19 protein-coding genes are annotated in these 17507 nt (G+C 38.6%); 6 read left to right on the top strand and 13 right to left on the bottom strand.

Annotated elements, in window-relative coordinates:
• Positions 1-95 precede the first annotated feature (95 nt).
• Positions 96-614, top strand: coding sequence for a VOC family protein (locus B3600_RS02445; RefSeq protein WP_286751965.1), 519 nt, complete (start codon positions 96-98; stop codon positions 612-614).
• An 11-nt stretch (positions 615-625) separates the two neighbouring features.
• Here B3600_RS02445 and B3600_RS25560 read toward each other — a convergent pair whose 3' ends face one another.
• Positions 626-979: a DUF2809 domain-containing protein gene (locus B3600_RS25560; protein ID WP_353681995.1), complete on the bottom strand. Its 354-nt coding sequence runs from the start codon at positions 977-979 to the stop codon at positions 626-628.
• Positions 980-1035: 56 nt separating this feature from the next.
• The gene (locus B3600_RS02440; protein ID WP_286751964.1) at positions 1036-1551 is read right to left on the bottom strand and encodes a hypothetical protein; all 516 of its coding nucleotides are present in this window, start codon (positions 1549-1551) and stop codon (positions 1036-1038) included.
• A gap of 51 nt (positions 1552-1602) precedes the next feature.
• Between B3600_RS02440 and B3600_RS02435 the strand changes: the two genes are divergently transcribed.
• Positions 1603-2481: a hypothetical protein gene (locus B3600_RS02435; RefSeq protein ID WP_286751963.1), complete on the top strand. Its 879-nt coding sequence runs from the start codon at positions 1603-1605 to the stop codon at positions 2479-2481.
• A 5-nt stretch (positions 2482-2486) separates the two neighbouring features.
• Here B3600_RS02435 and B3600_RS02430 read toward each other — a convergent pair whose 3' ends face one another.
• From B3600_RS02430 to B3600_RS02420, 3 genes are all read right to left on the bottom strand, one after another.
• Complete coding sequence (locus B3600_RS02430) at positions 2487-3821, bottom strand: GH1 family beta-glucosidase (protein ID WP_286751962.1); 1335 nt, start codon at positions 3819-3821, stop codon at positions 2487-2489.
• A 363-nt stretch (positions 3822-4184) separates the two neighbouring features.
• A complete protein-coding gene (locus B3600_RS02425; protein ID WP_286751961.1) occupies positions 4185-4907 on the bottom strand; it encodes an SIMPL domain-containing protein in 723 nt (240 codons plus the stop codon).
• 180 nt (positions 4908-5087) lie between these two features.
• Positions 5088-5594, bottom strand: a complete 507-nt coding sequence (locus tag B3600_RS02420) for an RNA polymerase sigma factor (RefSeq protein WP_046673512.1) — start codon at positions 5592-5594, stop codon at positions 5088-5090.
• A gap of 349 nt (positions 5595-5943) precedes the next feature.
• Here B3600_RS02420 and B3600_RS02415 point away from each other — a divergent pair, with 349 nt between their 5' ends.
• Together B3600_RS02415 and B3600_RS02410 are read left to right on the top strand one after the other, a co-directional pair.
• Positions 5944-6675, top strand: coding sequence for a hypothetical protein (locus B3600_RS02415; protein ID WP_286751960.1), 732 nt, complete (start codon positions 5944-5946; stop codon positions 6673-6675).
• A gap of 10 nt (positions 6676-6685) precedes the next feature.
• Entirely contained in the window at positions 6686-7342 is a 657-nt protein-coding gene (locus B3600_RS02410; protein ID WP_286751959.1) for a response regulator transcription factor, read from the top strand.
• A 58-nt stretch (positions 7343-7400) separates the two neighbouring features.
• Here the strand turns inward: B3600_RS02410 and B3600_RS02405 are convergent, their stop codons facing one another.
• The gene (locus B3600_RS02405; protein WP_156167613.1) at positions 7401-7649 is read right to left on the bottom strand and encodes a hypothetical protein; all 249 of its coding nucleotides are present in this window, start codon (positions 7647-7649) and stop codon (positions 7401-7403) included.
• A 104-nt stretch (positions 7650-7753) separates the two neighbouring features.
• Entirely contained in the window at positions 7754-8224 is a 471-nt protein-coding gene (locus B3600_RS02400; protein WP_286751958.1) for a hypothetical protein, read from the bottom strand.
• Between the two features lie 218 nt (positions 8225-8442).
• Between B3600_RS02400 and B3600_RS02395 the strand changes: the two genes are divergently transcribed.
• The gene (locus B3600_RS02395; RefSeq protein ID WP_286751957.1) at positions 8443-10461 is read left to right on the top strand and encodes a glycoside hydrolase family 43 protein; all 2019 of its coding nucleotides are present in this window, start codon (positions 8443-8445) and stop codon (positions 10459-10461) included.
• 8 nt (positions 10462-10469) lie between these two features.
• Here the strand turns inward: B3600_RS02395 and B3600_RS02390 are convergent, their stop codons facing one another.
• The 4 genes from B3600_RS02390 to B3600_RS02375 all read right to left on the bottom strand — a co-directional run bounded on the left by B3600_RS02390 (position 10470) and on the right by B3600_RS02375 (position 14693).
• Entirely contained in the window at positions 10470-10769 is a 300-nt protein-coding gene (locus B3600_RS02390; protein WP_286751956.1) for a hypothetical protein, read from the bottom strand.
• A 112-nt stretch (positions 10770-10881) separates the two neighbouring features.
• The gene (locus B3600_RS02385; RefSeq protein ID WP_286751955.1) at positions 10882-13050 is read right to left on the bottom strand and encodes a GAF domain-containing sensor histidine kinase; all 2169 of its coding nucleotides are present in this window, start codon (positions 13048-13050) and stop codon (positions 10882-10884) included.
• Between the two features lie 163 nt (positions 13051-13213).
• Positions 13214-13840, bottom strand: coding sequence for a hypothetical protein (locus B3600_RS02380; RefSeq protein ID WP_286751954.1), 627 nt, complete (start codon positions 13838-13840; stop codon positions 13214-13216).
• Between the two features lie 97 nt (positions 13841-13937).
• Positions 13938-14693, bottom strand: a complete 756-nt coding sequence (locus B3600_RS02375; protein ID WP_070563924.1) for a Ku protein — start codon at positions 14691-14693, stop codon at positions 13938-13940.
• Positions 14694-14818: 125 nt separating this feature from the next.
• On the opposite strand from B3600_RS02375, the gene B3600_RS02370 reads away from it, so the two are divergent.
• Positions 14819-16024 carry an NAD(P)/FAD-dependent oxidoreductase gene (locus tag B3600_RS02370; RefSeq protein ID WP_286751953.1) on the top strand — a complete coding sequence of 402 codons (1206 nt, stop codon included), beginning with the start codon at positions 14819-14821 and terminating at the stop codon, positions 16022-16024.
• A gap of 8 nt (positions 16025-16032) precedes the next feature.
• Here B3600_RS02370 and B3600_RS02365 read toward each other — a convergent pair whose 3' ends face one another.
• Positions 16033-16992, bottom strand: a complete 960-nt coding sequence (locus B3600_RS02365; protein ID WP_286751952.1) for a DNA topoisomerase IB — start codon at positions 16990-16992, stop codon at positions 16033-16035.
• Between the two features lie 36 nt (positions 16993-17028).
• Entirely contained in the window at positions 17029-17502 is a 474-nt protein-coding gene (locus B3600_RS02360; protein WP_286751951.1) for a PA2169 family four-helix-bundle protein, read from the bottom strand.
• Between the last annotated feature and the right edge of the window lie 5 nt (positions 17503-17507).

Genomic DNA, 17507 nt, shown 5'->3' with positions numbered 1-17507 from the left:
AAAGAATATGTTGTTTTGCACTGTAAATGTTTTTTCAAAACTTATGATTAAATTTGGGAGAGGAGGTAGAAATAAATATTTATCCTTATCAAATTATGAAAAGAGTCGTATTTGTTGCGAGTATTTCGCTGGCGTTTGGAATGGGGTACGCCTTTAATACCATGAGCAATTTGAACCGACCTGTCGAGTTAAAAAGAGTAACTGGTATAGGCGGAATTTTCTTCAAGTGCAAAGATCCTAAAAAATTAAGAGCCTGGTATGCCGATCATCTGGGACTGGCAACAAATTCTTACGGCGCTGTATTTGAGTGGTATCAGGGTGCTGATAGTACGAAAAAAGGATTTACGCAATGGAGCCCTTTTAAAGAGAGTACAAGCTATTTTGGCCCCTCGGAAAAAGACTTTATGATCAATTATCGGGTTGCCGATATTGAACTTCTAATCGATCAATTGAAGAAGGAGGGAGTTACGGTACTTGATAAGATCGAGTCCTTTGACTATGGCAAATTTGTTCATATCATGGATATTGAAGGAAATAAAATAGAGCTTTGGCAGCCGAATGATGTTGCTTATGAAAAGATGGGCATCGATATGGGGGCCAAAACGACAAAATAGGTCTATTCAGTTCACAACGCAGGGTCTGTTTTTAGCAAATGATCTTTAAGATAATCAAGAAATGCAGCTCCAAGCGCTCCCAGGCAATAAGCCCCTAAATCTGACCAGAGAAATCCTTGTCCAAATACGAGGCGCAAAAGTGAATTGCTCCTTATCCATAAAAATAGGGGCAATTGGACAAGTTGTAAAAATTCAATGGTAAAACAGAATAGAATGGTAATGATACAGTAGGAGAACAGTGATTTTTTAATAAATATTAAGCGTGATAACCAATACACCATCATGGCATAAAGCACATCGCCACATATAGGCGGTATGACAGATATTTTACGTGAGATTAAACCCAAGAGTAGAGTTGTCACCATTAGGACCAAATACTGAATTTTTGCCGCGCTTTTCATTTCGTATATCGATGCCAAATTTATTGCCTGGAATAGGAAATTGTTTCAACAGGATTTCCAAAGATCTTTTTGTTCCCCTTTGTCTTCACAAATCTACCCTGTTGTGCTATTGCACTACCGATGGAGAAAATGACATTTGTGTCGTTTTGGGGGTGTATTGTAGCGAGTAGCTGTCTATTTTGATCGAACAGCTGAAGCTGGTTAACCAAAGCATGGTTTATTTCCATGATGTAGATCTCTTTCAGTGGAATAATGCTATCCTCTTTTTTCGGCTGCCTGATAGATAAGTTCGCACTGTCAACTTGTACTTCAATCTTGGGATTGATCAATTGCAAGATGACGACGAGTGGACCAATGATAACAACCGCAACCAATATCCCTAAGCCCTTCGCCGAACCAAAGTTATTTGCCGCATCGGCCATCCCATTTATACCACCGAAGATCATATAACATAGTATAAATACAACAACTAAATAAATTAATCCAAAGATTAAGCCCTTTTTAACCTGATGTGATTTAAACTGAAAAGTCTTCATACGATACGCTTTGATTTTTTACATATATATTAATTAAAGATATTTATATTTATGCAATCAGAGAGATATTATGTTAAACATTTTTTCATTTTGTTCGAGCAGGTAGTGGAAAACAGCATTGAAATTAAGAGAACCAACTTCCAACGGAAATCAGATTATTTTCAACTGCTGATGTATATGCTATGCTCAGTGCTGGGTGTTGTCAGTATATTTTGGGATTGGAAAGCAAGTATCCCAGCTGTAATGTGTACAATTTTTGTGTTAATAATACGACGTAAGGTTGACATTTTGTCTAATATGAGCTGGTTTATTTTTGGATTTATTGCTGTTGCATTGCTTTTGTCCTGGATTTTTCATCTGTCTTTTGGTCTGTTTGTGCTTCAGTGTGCATTATTTGCAACTGTTAAACTTGCCATATCAAAATTTAGAGAGATTGGTCAAGATCACACTGATATTATCTTCTCTTTAAATGCCATTGAGTTCTCTTGTCTATGTCCCGAAAACAGCGATTATAAGGGCTATGCAATAAATCCCATGGGCTATAAAAAGCGATTTCAAATGGCAGATATTCGCTCTGTACAACGCGATCGCAAAAATCTACTTATCGTATTAAAAGAACAGATCGTCCGCCCCCGCGAACTTAGACAGGAAGAGATAGAGCTCATTCTTACGTATTTTAGAAAAAATAAGGCCGATCTTATTCATGCGGTAACCACCGAAAGGATCCTCCAGGAAGAGGATCGTGTCTATTGGATCAAGCTGATTGTTTTTGCTTTGCCCTGTCTGTTGGCGGTATGCGCAATCTATATTTTTGCTGATAACGGGCGAAATTCATTAATCAGCGTATGTATCATTATTGGGGCAATACTTGTAGCGGTAATTTTATTAAAAATCACGAATTTGATTTATCATCATGGTGAGAAAAAGTAATTTTTTTATTTTAAGAAGTCCGCATACCAATGCCCAGAGGATTTGATGATACGTTGTTGATTTTTGAAATCAACATACACCAGTCCAAATCTTGGCCGATATCCTTCAGCCCATTCGAAGTTGTCAAGAAAAGTCCATACAAAATAGCCCTTGACATTTATACCTTCCTGTTTCGCACGATAAACTTGTTGCAATGCTTCCTGTAAATAGGAAACTCTTTTAGGATCATGTACTATACCATTCTCGGCTTTATCCGGAAACGCGGCGCCGTTTTCGGTAACAATTAAAGGCGGCATGTTTTGGTAGGTACTGAATTTTTTGAGCATATGATAGATGGACGCTGGGTAAACCTCCCAGTTCATTTCAGTTAAATCAACTTTACGCTCTTTTGCGGATACTATTTTTGCTTGGAGATAAGGAACGAACATGGCGTATCGTATAACCTCCCGCGTATAATTCTGTATCCCAATGAAATCCATATCAAATTTCAGGTCTCTTTCATCATTAAATTTAATATACTTCTCAATTCTATTCAGTATTTTAATCTCCTGAGTAGGATAGCCCATTCCTAAGAGAGGTTCTATAAACAGACGATTGAGTAATACGTCTGCTTTTTTTGCTGCTTTAATGTCCTTGTCTCTCGATGTGAATGGTTCGACATGAGAACATGAAAATGTAGTTCCAACCTGACTGTCGGGCTGGATCGATTTGATGATTCGACCTCCCTGTGCTTGTGCCAATGCCGCATGATGCGCGGCGGCCAAAAAATTACCCAGACCTTTTCGTTCCGGTGCATGCACGCCAAAGAAATAACCTGCGGCAGTGAATACGGTAGGCTCATTGAGAACCATCCAGTTTTTAACACGATCACCGTAGGTATGCACACATTTGGAAACAAATTCGCCAAACCAATCTTTTACATCACGGTTCACCCAGCCACCTTTTTTTTCTAATGCATGGGGAAGATCCCAATGGTATAAGGTAACCCAAGGGGTGATCCCTAGTTCGAGCGATAGGTCGATCAATCGATCATAAAAATCCAAACCTGATTGATTTACTTCACCGATTCCACCCGGGAAAATACGGCTCCATGATAAGGAGAATCTATAATTAGGAATATGCATTCCTTTCATTAGATGGAGATCCTGGACGTAGCGATTATAAAAATCGCAAGCCTCATTACCATGTTGATTTTGAAATATACGGTTCCTTTTTTGTACAAAGATATCCCAAATAGAAGGACCTTTGCCATGTAAATCATGCGCACCCTCGATCTGATAGGCAGCTGTAGACACTCCCCAAATAAAATCTTTGCCAAAAGCATCTTTGGTTAAAAGCATTTATAAAATAAAATTATCGGACCTCAATGCCGTTTAAAAACAATTAGGTCTTGTGGAATCTCAAGGGTGAATAGAATGAACTGAATCGACCTAGAAAGATCCTAAATATAATTCGCTGGAAAAAGTAGTTTATCGTTTTCATAATAGATACATTACTCCGTTGATTACATTGAACTATTGTATGATAAAGTAACGAAACGAAAATGAACTGTATATAAACTATGTGTTAAATATACGAAAAAAACACCGCGATGAATCATGGTATTTAACTTAGCCGTATGCTAATTCTAAGCAAGTTTTATCCGTAAGTACGATCTTACCAGAATGTCTAATTGGCGTAGATTCTTAATCCCAATTTTTGAGCTATCTAATTTCAAATTCCGTATATATTGTCCTTTTAAATTCTAAAACTTCGGGGGCTACTTTAAATCCTTCGCCGCCGTAACCCTTGTTGAATGTTTCTAACGCCATCCCTGTTCTAAACTGCGTCGATTGGTTGGATGCGCTTCCGTCGTTCGACAAAAACAGCAGTTTGCCAATTTCGACATCTGCCCGAGATGCAAGTTTTTTTGCAGATTTTAATGCATCATCATAAGCAATAAGATCCGCTTCTCTTAAAATACTGTCTGCTTTGGAATGATCGAATGAGATGGAGCCTATTCCGCTTATTTTGGTCTCTAACAACTTGCCTGTTAATTCTGTAAATTTCGATAAATCATGTAAAACAAAATCGATTGTTTGTTGTGCTTGATACCCAATAAATTTATTGGTATTTCCGATGTATTGATAATCCTTATTTGCTGATACGCTGCTTGTTTTAATGTCTTCCTTTTTATTGCCGTATTTTTGGAGCAATGCAATGACCGTATCGACAGTTGCTTGAGTCTCTCTAACCGCGTCTACCATCCTTGGTTTTGTGAATGCCGTATTGATTGTCAAAGTGACTTGATCGGGCATTATCCTAATCTTTCCTTCACCACTGACACGAATTCTATTTTCACCTTCTTTTGCTGCCCGATCACAGGACAATACTACCATAATGCCACTCAAACATATAAAAAATAAAGTGATTATCTGTTTTTTCATAATTTTTGATGTTCAATCTATTAAATCAATAAGTTGTTCCCTAAATATCTAAATATAATGAATAACTAGGATATCCGCTAGGGTAAAATGCAGTTGAAGCATAGGCAGGTCTAAGTAATGGGAAATAAGATAAAAAAGCAGGTAATTACCTGCTTTTTTATCTTGAAAAGAGACCATTTTTTAATCAATACTTTTTGAATAAATCTTTAGCTGTTTTTGCAGTGCTTTCCTGGCCATATGTATACGTGTTTTGACCGTACCCTCCGGGATTTGCAGATGCTCTGCAATTTCATAATATTTAAATCCTTCCAAAAACATTGCAAAGGCGTTATAGTAATCTTTTGATAAACTATTGAGTGCGTGTTGTATATCAGAGGCTATAAAATTATTTTCACCGCGATTGGTTGTTATTTCATTATGATAACCTATACTTACATATTCATTGCGGTAATTCTCCAATCGTTTATTTCGAGTATATTGGTTAATATATGTATTTTTCATGATGATATAGAGCCAAGACATCAACTTTGGATGCTTCAGGAATTTTTCAATAGATCCCAATGACCTTACCATGGTCTCCTGAACCAGATCTTCTCGTTCATCCGGATCGTTTGTAAATTGCGCTGCCAAATATTTTAATGTAGGTCTTTTTTCCTTAAACAGTTGATCGATTGTTAAATTTTCCATATTATCAAGTTTTAAGTGTCTATCTTGGCTATATCACTACAATTAAGGTGCTAGAAAATAATTAAGAGGAAATGCGTTGACGCTGAATGGATCAAGCCGATTTATCACTTGTTTTATTTTAACAATCAGTTAGTCAATGCTTTATCCAGAATAACTATTCAGCTATCAGGCTGATGCTAAGCGTTATTCTGCATTAATAACAAGTGTTTTCCTGTCTCATTTCCCCCTTTTTTCTTTTTGTCGCACGTATTTATACGTAGTGTTTTAATAAGTACATTTTTGATGATTAAATAGATGTGAATATTTAAAACTGTTGATACGTTTAAATGGTTATTAGTTATGACATGTAATGAAAAACAATATGGGGGACGAAAACAAAAAACTATATTTTGAGCTATCAGAAGAGCCCATGGAACGATTGGAGAGCCTCAAAGAGCCTTCGGAATTAAAGCAGGTATGGGATGGTAGTCAAGAAGATTTTTATAAATCGATTATTAGGAATCAACAAGATGATATTGGAAAAATAGGACGGTATTTCCGCGATGAATTGGCTCAGGAACTTTACGGAATGCGTATATCTCTTCAGAATTTTACAAATCGCTATGGTGATTTTGAAGAATTACGCTGCTTACGTGATTCATTAAGCACGTTGGTTATGGAGATTCGTAATAAAGCTGTGTTGCTCTACAATCCGATACTGAATGATCTTGGCATTTTTCATGCAGTTGATGAGGCTGTGGCGAGTTATAGAAAACGATCGGGTTTTACAATTGACACCTTGCTAGATCCGCATTTAAGAGAATTGCATCATGGGGCACAAGTTCAGCTGTTTAAGTTACTTACGGCTATATTCCAGTATTTAAATGATGAGATTCCTTCACAGGCTATTTCAGTTTCGGTGCAGGTGATTGAATTTGAGATTTTAATTAAAGTGTCACCTTTTTTTAGCCAGGAGAAATCGCTGTCAACAATAAAACATGAACATAGTCCAATGCGTTTGATGAAGATTGCTGAACTCTATAATGCACGGATTATGAATCATACGCCGGCAACAGGTATTTTACTTAAATTAACTATTTAAAAAAAGAATAATGATAAAAATCCTATTGGTTGAAGACCACATGGTTGTACGTAACGGAATAAAATTACTATTAGAATCGCAAGATGGATTTGAAGTTGTTGGAGAGGCGTCGAATGGAAAGGAGGCTCTTCAGTTCTTAAATTCTAATCCTGTTCCTGATATTGTCTTAACAGACATCAGCATGGAGGAAATGGATGGTATTGAACTATTACATGAATTAAAAAAACATTATCCGTCCATTAAAGTAGTAATACTGTCCATGTTGAATCAGATCAATTACGTTGTTGAAGCATTTGAATCTGGTCTTGCAGGATATTTGGTTAAAAACGTTGGCTATAACGAATTGCTTTTTGGATTAAATCATATCGCAAATGGGGGACGATACATGAGCGAGGAAATCGCAATGATACTATTGGACCAAGTTCGCTCTGGACAAAGCTATGCACAGGTATCAGGAGAACTACAGACAGATTTTGATATCTCCGATAGAGAGCTTGAAGTACTCAAATTAATTGCAGAAGGATACACGAATATTGAAATTGCCGATAAGATATTTTTAAGCAAGCGTACAGTTGAAGGACACCGTCAAAACTTAATCGATAAAGCGGGCGTAAAAAATACAGCTCATTTGGTCAAATTTGCATTTGAAAGAGGTATTTTGAATTAAAAATTTCCTGATGGCCCCATCAGGAAATTTGAAATCTACACCACTATATTTTATGCAGTTAGTTTGTTGCACGCAATTGCGCAAAGTTCACATAATTTAGCACAGTGCTGGCAATGTTCATGGGGATGCATAAAGCACTCCTCTGCACAGAGTGTACATAATTCAGCGCAAGTCTTGATAAGTCGTCGGCTATAGTAACTTTCCATAGCAAGAAGTTCGGCCACTGCTTTACAAACGACTGCGCATTCCATATCCAATGCAATACATTTTGCCATGGCTTGAAGGTCACTTTCTTTTGTGCAAGCATTCGCACAGGTATGGCAAGCAGTAACACATTGCCAACAGGCTTCTATACACGATTGTTCGATTGAATTTATCATAAGTTTGTCGTTTTGTCTCGCTGATTGCGCCTTACATAACTGACTTGGCGGCTTTGATGCTATCTTCTAAATAGCCCATTATACCGTCATGATCAGCTTGGGTAATTTTGCCATTCCTTAAATTTTCCAAAACATCTTTTTTAATTCGAGCGATGGCTTGTTCTTTCTCCATCGCTTCTACTGCTGTCTTTGCATTGATTCGATCGACAATGATTTTGCCGAGTTTGTTGTATATCCTTTCAGCTTCCTTATTGGACAACGCTGGAGCTGGAATCCCAGCAACAGCCTCGTTAGCAGCAGCTATATTTGCATAAATGACTGCTTCGGTATTCTTTGCTGCCGCAGCTTCAGCTCTCACTATAGCCTGTTCACTGGCTGCCGCTGCTTTATGTTCGGCCTCCTCCATATGACGGGAAGCTTTTTCCTGAGGAGTTTGATGATTACACGATATCAACAGCAGACTGGTTATTAAGGAAAAGAAAAAGATGTTATTACATATCATGACCTACGCTCTTAATTAAGTATTTGATTATTTTAAATAGAACGGGTCTCAGAAGTAAATGGTTTGTCAATTAAATGAAACAGTTGCATTTAACTAAACTTGGTTAGAGAAATGGTTTTATGATACAAAATGATGTTCAATTGATACAATATTACCGGCAATTGAGCGATTAATTATTGAATTTTAGATATCTGTATACCAAATAGCTATTCAATTCAATGAACAAAATATACCTCTTAATTAGTGCCCTTTTTCTGTCTTTTGTACAGACGACAATCGCACAGCATACCACAGCAGTATCGATAGGAAAGGCGAATATTCCAATAGACGGGATTTTTCAGGCTGATCCAACCGTATTCTTTTACGGGGGATATTATTATCTGTACGGTACGAATGGAGATTCTGAAGAACAGCAGGGGTTTAAAGTGTATCAATCTACAGATTTGAAACATTGGAAGGTCCCGGCAGGCACAACTTCAGGTTTTGCTCTTTTAAAAGGAGATGCTTTTGGATCGACGGGATTTTGGGCTCCACAAGTATGGTTTGAAAAGGGTAAATTTTATATGGCTTATACAGCAGATGAGCATATAGCAATTGCAGTTAGTGATAGCCCTGTAGGTCCTTTTAAGCAAACTTCCAAAGCACCACTTGAAGTCGGGCAAAAGCAGATAGATCCATTTGTATTCAGCGATCGCAATGGGAGGAAATACCTGTTTCATGTCAGATTAACGCAAGGAAATAGAATTTTTGTCGCCGAATTAAAGTCCGATTATTCGGGAATAAAAGGAGAGACGCTAAAAGAATGTGTCCATGCGGAATTACCCTGGGAAAATACAGCAAATGCAGAGTGGACGGTTACCGAAGGTCCTACTGTTATCCAGCAAGGCCAGTATTATTATATGTTTTATTCGGCAAATGATTTTCGAAATAAAGACTATGCTGTCGGCGTGGCAATCGCGGATAATGTCTATGGGCCTTGGAAAAAACTGGAAGGTCAGCCGGCATTAAGCCGAAAAAATAGCGGTTTTGCCGGAACTGGACATGGCGACGTTTTCAAAAAAGGAAAGCAATGGTATTATGTCTGTCACACACACTTTTCAGATGAAAAAGTGGCACCTCGGAGAACCGCTATCATACCGTTTAATTTTGCATCAACTGGTGATGGTATTACGGTTCCTCGGTTTGATACCGCAAAGTTTCGCTTCCTGGCTACAGATCAGGGATTGACCCAGAATGGAAAATCCTATCAAACGGATGTAGCCTTTGGCGATCCCTTTATTGTATTTGATCCGCCTACCGATCGATATTATTTATATGGCACAGGTGGAACTGAAAACGGCTTTATTGCTTATAGTTCCAAAGATCTGAAAACATGGACGAAGGAAAGGAAAGTATATGATGCCAACCAGCCTAATGGCTGGGGAGAAAAAGATTTTTGGGCGCCTGAAGTTTACCGGGTCAATAACAAATACTATATGTATTATAGCGCCCATTGGAAAGATAATCCAAAACAACATATTGAAAACTATCGCATCGGGGTAGCTGTGGCGGATAGTCCCTTAGGGCCATTCAAAGACCTTACTGGAAAACCTATTTTTGATCCGGGATATCCAATTATTGATGCGAACGTTTTTAGAGATACCGACAATAGGAATTATCTGTTTTATTCGCGTTGTTGCTACGAGCATCCGGTGGAGTCGGAGGTTGCGGATTGGGCGAAGCAGAAGTATGGCTATAGCAGGATCGAAGAGAGCTGGGTGTATGGTGTTGAATTGGACAGCAGTATGACTAAAACGATCGGGGACCCAGTCCTTTTAATGCGGCCTCCAGTTTCGATGAATGACGTACAGGCTGAATGGGAGAGTAGGTCAGTCACTTCGGGTGAGATAAATAGACGATGGACAGAAGGTTCTTTTCTAATGAAAAAAAACGGGCAATATTATATGATGTATTCCGCCAACTATTTTGCTGGAGCCAATTATGCGGTAGGCTATGGAACGGCAACTGCCCCATTGGGAAGCTATGAAAAGTCACCTGCTAACCCAATCATTGAAAAAAATACCCATAGCGGGGGAGTAATTTCGGGTACCGGACACAATAGCCTATTTAGCGATAGAGAAGGAAAGCTCCGCTGTGTGTATCACGGACGTACTATAAAAACGGGTGATAAACGCATCGTTTTTATCAGCGACGTTTTTTTTAATGAAAATGGCCAATTGCATATCGTTACAGATTGACCCACTGGTCAATCTGTCTTTTTGGGGATTGCCGGATTTTCGAAATTTTCATCCCAAGCAGCGGACGAGGCCGCTCTAGCACTTGTTCCGTCGCTTGTTTGTGTCTTTTTATGGGCATAATTGACATTTTCTTCTTCTTCAGGATCGGTTTCATCCACGTCCGGTTCAGGACGCTCAATTGGATCAGTATCATTGGGATCCGGAATAGTATGTTGCCCGAATAATCCTTTGCGATACCATATGTTACTAAAGTAATAGGCAATAATCAAACCTCGTTTTACTACTGCATGTTGCAATATCTCTTCCATGTTTTCGATTTCGTTTAAGTGGTACAACCCTCTTTATTCGCGTTGTATTCTCTCGAATAATGAACAATATCAGCAAGGAAATAGTTTGCGAGATTTCAGGATGCTCATCAGGTTAATTGAGCAACATTTGTTCGGGAAATGGCTTAACAATTGGAAAGTAAAGATGAACTGTTGTGCCCAAACCGACTTCCGATTCAATTTTTATATTTCCTCCCAACCGCTCCATAATGCGCTTTACGAGTGAAAGACCAATGCCCGTACCGGGTATGGAGCCCACGTTATCCGCCCTTGTAAACATTTCGTATATGTGCGGTAGGTGTTCACTGGGTATGCCAATTCCATTATCCTTGATTTGATAATGGGTATAATCATCTTCATGCGAACTATCTATGGATACCACAGGGCTGTCCGACTGGGCTGAATATTTTATAGCGTTGATAATTAAATTGGAAAAAATTTGATAAGCGGCACTTTTCTCGCCCCAAATAGGCAATAATGTACCAAAAGTGGGCCGACAATTATTGACGTTATATAGAATACTGTTTTCTTGGAATATACGCTGAATGGTGTAGGCCATTGGAAGTGGCTCTTTGTCTAAAATGCTGGATCGGTGTTGGCTTAATTGTACCATATTGTTGATAATATCCTCAATGTTGGTGACACTTCGGCTGAAATTCTGATACCATTTATTGATTTTTTTAAAATCGATATTGTCGGGGTGTTGCTGAAGAAATTGTATACCCATTTTTAAGATGGACAGCGGGTTTTTCAAATCGTGGGAAAGCGTATGGGTAAACATTTCCAATTCATTGTTTAAGCTGAGAAGTTCGTCATTGAGGAGCTGGCGTTCTTTCAATTTCGCAAAGATGGATTCTTTGATGATTTGATTTAAGCGAAGCACAAAGTTAATTTCAGCATCATTCCATGGCTTGGCAACATCATAACGCGTATCTTCCCAGATTTTGAGCTGCTTTTTACCATCCTGTTCTTCTTTTAACTCCATTTGCATGACCTGACTGCTATTTTCTCTTCTAAACCAAACGATGTAATAATCGTTCTCCAAGCCTACCTTTAAATACATTAGACCGGCAAAACCAAGCTTTTCTTTAAAGTTTTCTTGATGATTTAGACGAAAGTTGTAGTCTTTAAAGAGGGCTTTGTCGGTATGTTTCTGCAGGAATTGAATGAGTTCATAAAACTGTGCTTTAGGAGGAGACTGCCCATAGCTAAAAACGTCGCCCTGATTGAAAATTGCCAAACCATCTGCATCCACAAGCTGAGTTAGAATGTCCATATGTTGTATCAAGGCACAATTTACCATCTTATTTTCAGAGAGACTTTTCTTTAATTCTTCTTCTGCGAGCTTTAGAAGCTCTGTTCTTTCCAAGAGATTCTGTTTGACATGACTTTCATATTTGCTGGTTGCCGCCTGGATGGCAAATGTGCATAGTTTTCGTTGTTGTAGGTCGACCACACGCTTTTCGTCATGCTGCGCAACCACAAGTCCCCAAAAATCATCATCAATACAGATTCGAAAAAAAAGGGCACTTTGAACATTTATTTCTTTTAAAAAAAGTTGATGGAGTTCAGGCAGAGGAGATAATAGGCTCGAAAGGGGATCGATGGCCTCATCTTTATAATAGAATTCTTGTCCCTGATCGTCCATGTTGGGAGCGTATCGATACGAATAACTACGATAGTAAGACAAAACTTCCTCGGGCATAAAATCTTTGGAGAATTCCTTGCCTTTGAAAGAAGACCGTCCATTTGCCGTATGCTCAGCAATCACCGAACTATACCCTGTTTCTTGAATTTGCAAAACGAAAACACGATCATAATTCAATATCTTGTTAATGGCCGAACAAACGCGATTCCAGTTATTTGGCTGAATGGTATCCAACAAAAAATTGAGTTCGTTAATTTTTTTAGCGGCAATATATTTTTTATGTTGTTGTTCCCATTCAATGTAAAGATATTCATCATGTCTACGTAGTTTAACATAAACCCTGTCGTTTTTAATTTTAATGGGTAAAATGTGACGCGACTGTCCGTTTTCAAGAAGTTCCATCACAGCATTCCTCACTTTCAACAGGGCTTCGCCGAAGGTATGGCCAAAGCTATGAAAAAAATGGGTTCCTAATAGAGCTTCACTGGTATAATGTTCATTTACGACAGACTCCGTCACTCCGACGATCGTAAAGTGCCGATCTAAAATGACCAGGCTGCCAAAAGACTGAAGCTTAATAACGGTTTGATTACTCGATTGGATTGTATGATTCATAGTACCCCAAAACTCCTAATGTATACATAAATATACGAAAAAAAATTACGACAGCATAGATCGAATCTTTAATATTAGAACGTTGGAAAGTAGATAAAATTGCCTTATTGGCTTCTTTTTACTTTGGAATTAAAAATGATACCAATTTCTCACATGCAACATACTATAAACGGGCATTAAATTCTTTGGCAACAGCATTCGCCATTCCTTTGATTAATGATTTCCACTGCGGATAGGAGGCTCCTATTTTCGCCGCCAAACCGACGAGATAGTTCCGAACATTATCGCTAAAATTTTCATTGTCAACGTTTATGATCTCGTTTCTGCCAGCATATTGAAACAATATACTGTTTCTACGCTGTTCGATCAGGAAAGTTGACGATGAAATTCCTTCGAAAAAATGAGCTGTATTTTTATCGCCGGGATGGCTTGGATCGGGACAAGGCTTTAAGGTTAGGGCAAAAACTTTATAATCATAGGTTTTGTCTAGCGTGAGGTTAACGACATGTACCCAGTCATAACCACCGCTACTTGGAAGTCCCGGTCCGGGGATATCCAGTCTGATATAATCATGTAATTCGAGTAAGCGATCTATCGGTGTACCATAACCGCCTGTCAATTGGAATGTGGTAGCGGGTAATTGGGCTAAAGTGTACCAATGGTTGACCTTTCTCAGGTTCTCTACGCCCAATTCAAATGCTAAGTTAGCGATATCTTCACTTGCAAATTCAAGTGATTCAAAACAATCAAGTCTTTTCCCTTCTTTCTGTTCCGGTATGATATTTTTCATCGTTTTTCTATTTATGCTTAAAATACTGGATTTCTTATTCCTGCTTTTAGCTTCCTTGAAGGTAGCTAAGCCACCTAGGTTTTTATGTCGGTGCGTCTTAACCCAAGCTCGCTTTTAGTTTGGCAAGGAGATCGTCTGCTTTTGTATGCTCAACTTTCATTTTTCGGATGGTTGGGCGTTTTCCCTTGTCTTTTTGCTTGATAATTTTTAGGAGCTCGTCCATGTATTCATTTTTATATTTACTAATATCAAAGGACTTACTGTGCTGCTCAATCAGCTGTGTCGCCATGTCCATTTCCACCTTTTGAATTTTTATTGTAGTGGGCAATTTAAGGTCGTCCAAGCCCCTAATCTCCTGCTGATAGCGAATTTTATTCAATACCAATGCATTACGATAGGGTTTTATAAGGGCTAGATGTTCGACATTTCGCATCACAAATGCTCCTAAACCCGCCATTTTTGTTTTTTCTAAAGCTTTGACAAGCAGCTGATAAGCTTTCTCACCGCCCTTCTGTGGTTCGAGGTAATAAGGTGTTTCAAAATAAATACTGTCAACATCCATCAGTTTTACAAATGCATGCAGATTGATAAGTTTTGATTTCTCCGGACTTGCATCTTCAAAATCGGCGTCTTCCAAAACTACATAGTGGTCTTTCATAAAGTATCCTTTAACAATATTGTCCCACTTTACTTCTTTACCAGTCTGTTCATTTACCCGTTTGAATTTAATATTGGATAAATCTTTACGATCAAGCATGTCCAAATCGAGACTTGCATTTTCAGTTGCACTATATAATTTTATGGGAATATTAACTAAGCCAAAACCAATAGCCCCTGTCCAAATTGCACGCATATGTTGTCCATTTATTGCTAATACGATAACCTTCGCTATGGAGGAATGGTTTGAAATTTAATAAAATAGCTGGCAAACTATTCCTAAAGGAATCGGTTATATACTGTAAAGCTGCTATTATTATCATGAATTTAAAGTCTAATGAGCCATTTTGGTTGGTGAAGAATGGTCTCTTAAATACCTATCCTTCCTTACAAAAAGATATAAGCTGTGATGTACTTATTGTAGGAGGGGGGATCACCGGAGCCTTGATTGCGCATCAATGTATGGCCGATGGAAAGAAATGTGTTCTTATAGATAAGCGGGAAATTGTGAATGGGAGTTCGGCGGCAACAACTTCCATGTTACAATATGAGATTGATATTCCCTTATATAGATTAAAGGAATTAATCGGCATTCAGGGGGCAATTGCGAGCTACCGAGCCTGTGGAGAAGCTATTGATAAATTAGGTAGACTTGCCAAGAAAATCCGATCGAAAGCTGGTTTTAGAAGCAAACAGTCACTCTACTATGCGGCAAAGAAAAAGGATATAGCTTGGCTAAAGGAGGAGTTCGAAGCAAGGCAAGAAGCTGGCTTCGACGTCAAGTGGCTAACGGAGCGGGATATCAGGGAACGTTATGCAATGAGCGGTGCTTATGGGGGTATACTTTCGGATCTAGGGGCAAGCATTGACGCCTTTTGTTTCACACACGAACTATTGGCATATAATGTTAACCGAGGGTTATCTATTTTTGACAAGACAGCGTTAGAAAAAGTGTTTTATAAGTCTGGTTATAATTCAGCGATTACTTCAACAGGGGCTAAAATCAAAGCGGAAAAGATTATCTATTGTACAGGATACGAAACAACAAATCTCATTTCCGAAAAATTTGTTGACCTGCTAAGCACATTTGCTATTGTATCGGAAGCTAATAAAGAACATAATCAGCTATATCGCGACCTTCTCATCTGGAATACGGCCACGCCCTATTTGTATATGCGAACAACAGACGACGATAGGTTTCTGATTGGAGGAGAAGATGAGACCTTTAAAGATCCCATCAAGCGAGATGAGCTCATTGCAAAAAAGTCTCATAAGTTAGCGCAGTCATTTAATAAAATTTTTGTCGATAAAACCTTCCGCACTGATTTTACTTGGGCAGGTACATTTGGGACGACCAAAGATGGATTACCTTATATCGGAGAACATAGAAAGTTCAAAAATTCATATTTTGTATGTGGCTTCGGCGGAAATGGTATAACCTTTTCTGTTGCAGCAATGGAGATGGTTGCGAGATGGCTTCATAAGCTAAACCATCCATTGGAAGAATGGTTTAGATTTGGCCGGTAATTTCCTGCTTAGCCATGCTTACGTAAAAATCGGAATACTCTCTCTTCAAGCTTCGCTAGTGGTAATTTATCTTTTATAAAGGGGAACTTTGCTTCCATAAATACCTGTTGTATGGCCGGATGGATATAATAAGTCTGCGAAACAGACTTCGTATTACCAAGTTGCTCTGCAACCTTCTTGATGACGCTATTTAATTGTCTTTTCCGTGCACTGAGTGATTCCGCCTGTTTTGTTTGCGCAAGCTGATAAAAGGCTTCACGACTGGCGCCCCAAATGCGAATACTCTTGCAGCTGATCTCACCCGTACAATTCTTCCGCAGATACTGATTAAAAGCGGAGCCACAGAAAGTACTTTCGCAACTTGCACTATCCATTTGGAATATCCTTTTGCCTTTCATTTTTAGTAATTCTTCCAAAAGTTTAGCTTGTTGTTTGTTGGTCCAGGATTTCTGCTGGAAAACCCCCTTTTTACCTTTATAGGCTAGCGATATCCGATTGCCTTCAATGCTGACGTGTCTTTTTTCCAAAGTACTCAGCCCATACGATTTATTTGTCAGTGTATAACGCTTATTGCCAATACGAATCAATGTACTGTCCATTATTTTAAAAGCAACTGCACAAAGTTTATCCATGTCCCAAAATTCGTGTTTGAGGTGTTTGGAACTGATGTTTCTCAACTCTTGTAAGTATTTACCCATATAGAGGATATTGCTAAACTTTGCAGCTTGCCGTTGGCCGACAAATTTGGAATGATAGATATATTGTTTGCGTCCTTTTTGGTCGAAGCCAAAAGCCTGTAAATCGCTTTTTGAGCTTTTAGCGATCCAAACATCTGTCCAATTTGGTGGAATAACGAGTTTTGCGATCCGCTCTAAAATCTTTTTATCGGACACTTCCTTTTCCGAAGCGTCGAAATATTTAAAAGACTTACCTACTTTTCTTCTTGTATACCCCGTTCTTGCTTTCATAGTGCATTTACCCTTGTAAAATATGTTGATAATAGGTTAAGACGTAGTGGCCTTGTCTCGTAACGTTTTAATATATTCGTGAGCTTCGAGCTGTATACCAAGTTGTTTTTCGATGAGCAGGAGCAGATCATGGCTGATTTCCCAGTCTTCATGGTCAACAACATCCTTATAGGTATGTGTAAAGGCATCTTCACCTTGCTCACAGCTGCATAGTAAACTCCTTTCATCATTTCCTGAAATGGCGGATTTTATCTCCATCCAAATTCTGAATAGCTTGCCACTGATCATCGTTCCTCCGATTGAGTCGTCTTCCAGCGGAGCTAGGTAGGGTTTTAATTCTTCAATAAATACCTCGGTTTGGTTCATAAACTCAATAAAGGTGTTATTTAAATGTTCAAGATGGAGGCGTGTGGCTATTTCTACAGCTTTCTGATAGCCTGCAATCCGATCGTTGTTGATCTGTATAAGGTCGCTGATTAATGTACGATCATTTATCGTATTGTTTTCCATTTAAT

It is taken from the genome of Sphingobacterium sp. UBA2480 (assembly GCF_002341965.1).
Classification (GTDB): domain Bacteria; phylum Bacteroidota; class Bacteroidia; order Sphingobacteriales; family Sphingobacteriaceae; genus Sphingobacterium; species Sphingobacterium multivorum.
Note: the sequence above shows the minus strand (reverse complement) of the source record. Positions and strands in the feature narration are given on the sequence as shown.

Excerpts from the sequence above, each read along its gene's own strand:
- B3600_RS02445 (WP_286751965.1), top strand. The coding sequence starts at position 96 with ATGAAAAGAGTCGTATTTGTTGCGAGTATTTCGCTGGCGTTTGGAATG.
- B3600_RS25560 (WP_353681995.1), bottom strand. The coding sequence starts at position 979 with ATGGTGACAACTCTACTCTTGGGTTTAATCTCACGTAAAATATCTGTC.
- B3600_RS02440 (WP_286751964.1), bottom strand. The coding sequence starts at position 1,551 with ATGAAGACTTTTCAGTTTAAATCACATCAGGTTAAAAAGGGCTTAATC.
- B3600_RS02435 (WP_286751963.1), top strand. The coding sequence starts at position 1,603 with ATGCAATCAGAGAGATATTATGTTAAACATTTTTTCATTTTGTTCGAG.
- B3600_RS02430 (WP_286751962.1), bottom strand. The coding sequence starts at position 3,821 with ATGCTTTTAACCAAAGATGCTTTTGGCAAAGATTTTATTTGGGGAGTG.
- B3600_RS02425 (WP_286751961.1), bottom strand. The coding sequence starts at position 4,907 with ATGAAAAAACAGATAATCACTTTATTTTTTATATGTTTGAGTGGCATT.
- B3600_RS02420 (WP_046673512.1), bottom strand. The coding sequence starts at position 5,594 with ATGGAAAATTTAACAATCGATCAACTGTTTAAGGAAAAAAGACCTACA.
- B3600_RS02415 (WP_286751960.1), top strand. The coding sequence starts at position 5,944 with ATGAAAAACAATATGGGGGACGAAAACAAAAAACTATATTTTGAGCTA.
- B3600_RS02410 (WP_286751959.1), top strand. The coding sequence starts at position 6,686 with ATGATAAAAATCCTATTGGTTGAAGACCACATGGTTGTACGTAACGGA.
- B3600_RS02405 (WP_156167613.1), bottom strand. The coding sequence starts at position 7,649 with ATGCTTGCACAAAAGAAAGTGACCTTCAAGCCATGGCAAAATGTATTG.
- B3600_RS02400 (WP_286751958.1), bottom strand. The coding sequence starts at position 8,224 with ATGATATGTAATAACATCTTTTTCTTTTCCTTAATAACCAGTCTGCTG.
- B3600_RS02395 (WP_286751957.1), top strand. The coding sequence starts at position 8,443 with ATGAACAAAATATACCTCTTAATTAGTGCCCTTTTTCTGTCTTTTGTA.
- B3600_RS02390 (WP_286751956.1), bottom strand. The coding sequence starts at position 10,769 with ATGGAAGAGATATTGCAACATGCAGTAGTAAAACGAGGTTTGATTATT.
- B3600_RS02385 (WP_286751955.1), bottom strand. The coding sequence starts at position 13,050 with ATGAATCATACAATCCAATCGAGTAATCAAACCGTTATTAAGCTTCAG.
- B3600_RS02380 (WP_286751954.1), bottom strand. The coding sequence starts at position 13,840 with ATGAAAAATATCATACCGGAACAGAAAGAAGGGAAAAGACTTGATTGT.
- B3600_RS02375 (WP_070563924.1), bottom strand. The coding sequence starts at position 14,693 with ATGCGTGCAATTTGGACAGGGGCTATTGGTTTTGGCTTAGTTAATATT.
- B3600_RS02370 (WP_286751953.1), top strand. The coding sequence starts at position 14,819 with ATGAATTTAAAGTCTAATGAGCCATTTTGGTTGGTGAAGAATGGTCTC.
- B3600_RS02365 (WP_286751952.1), bottom strand. The coding sequence starts at position 16,992 with ATGAAAGCAAGAACGGGGTATACAAGAAGAAAAGTAGGTAAGTCTTTT.
- B3600_RS02360 (WP_286751951.1), bottom strand. The coding sequence starts at position 17,502 with ATGGAAAACAATACGATAAATGATCGTACATTAATCAGCGACCTTATA.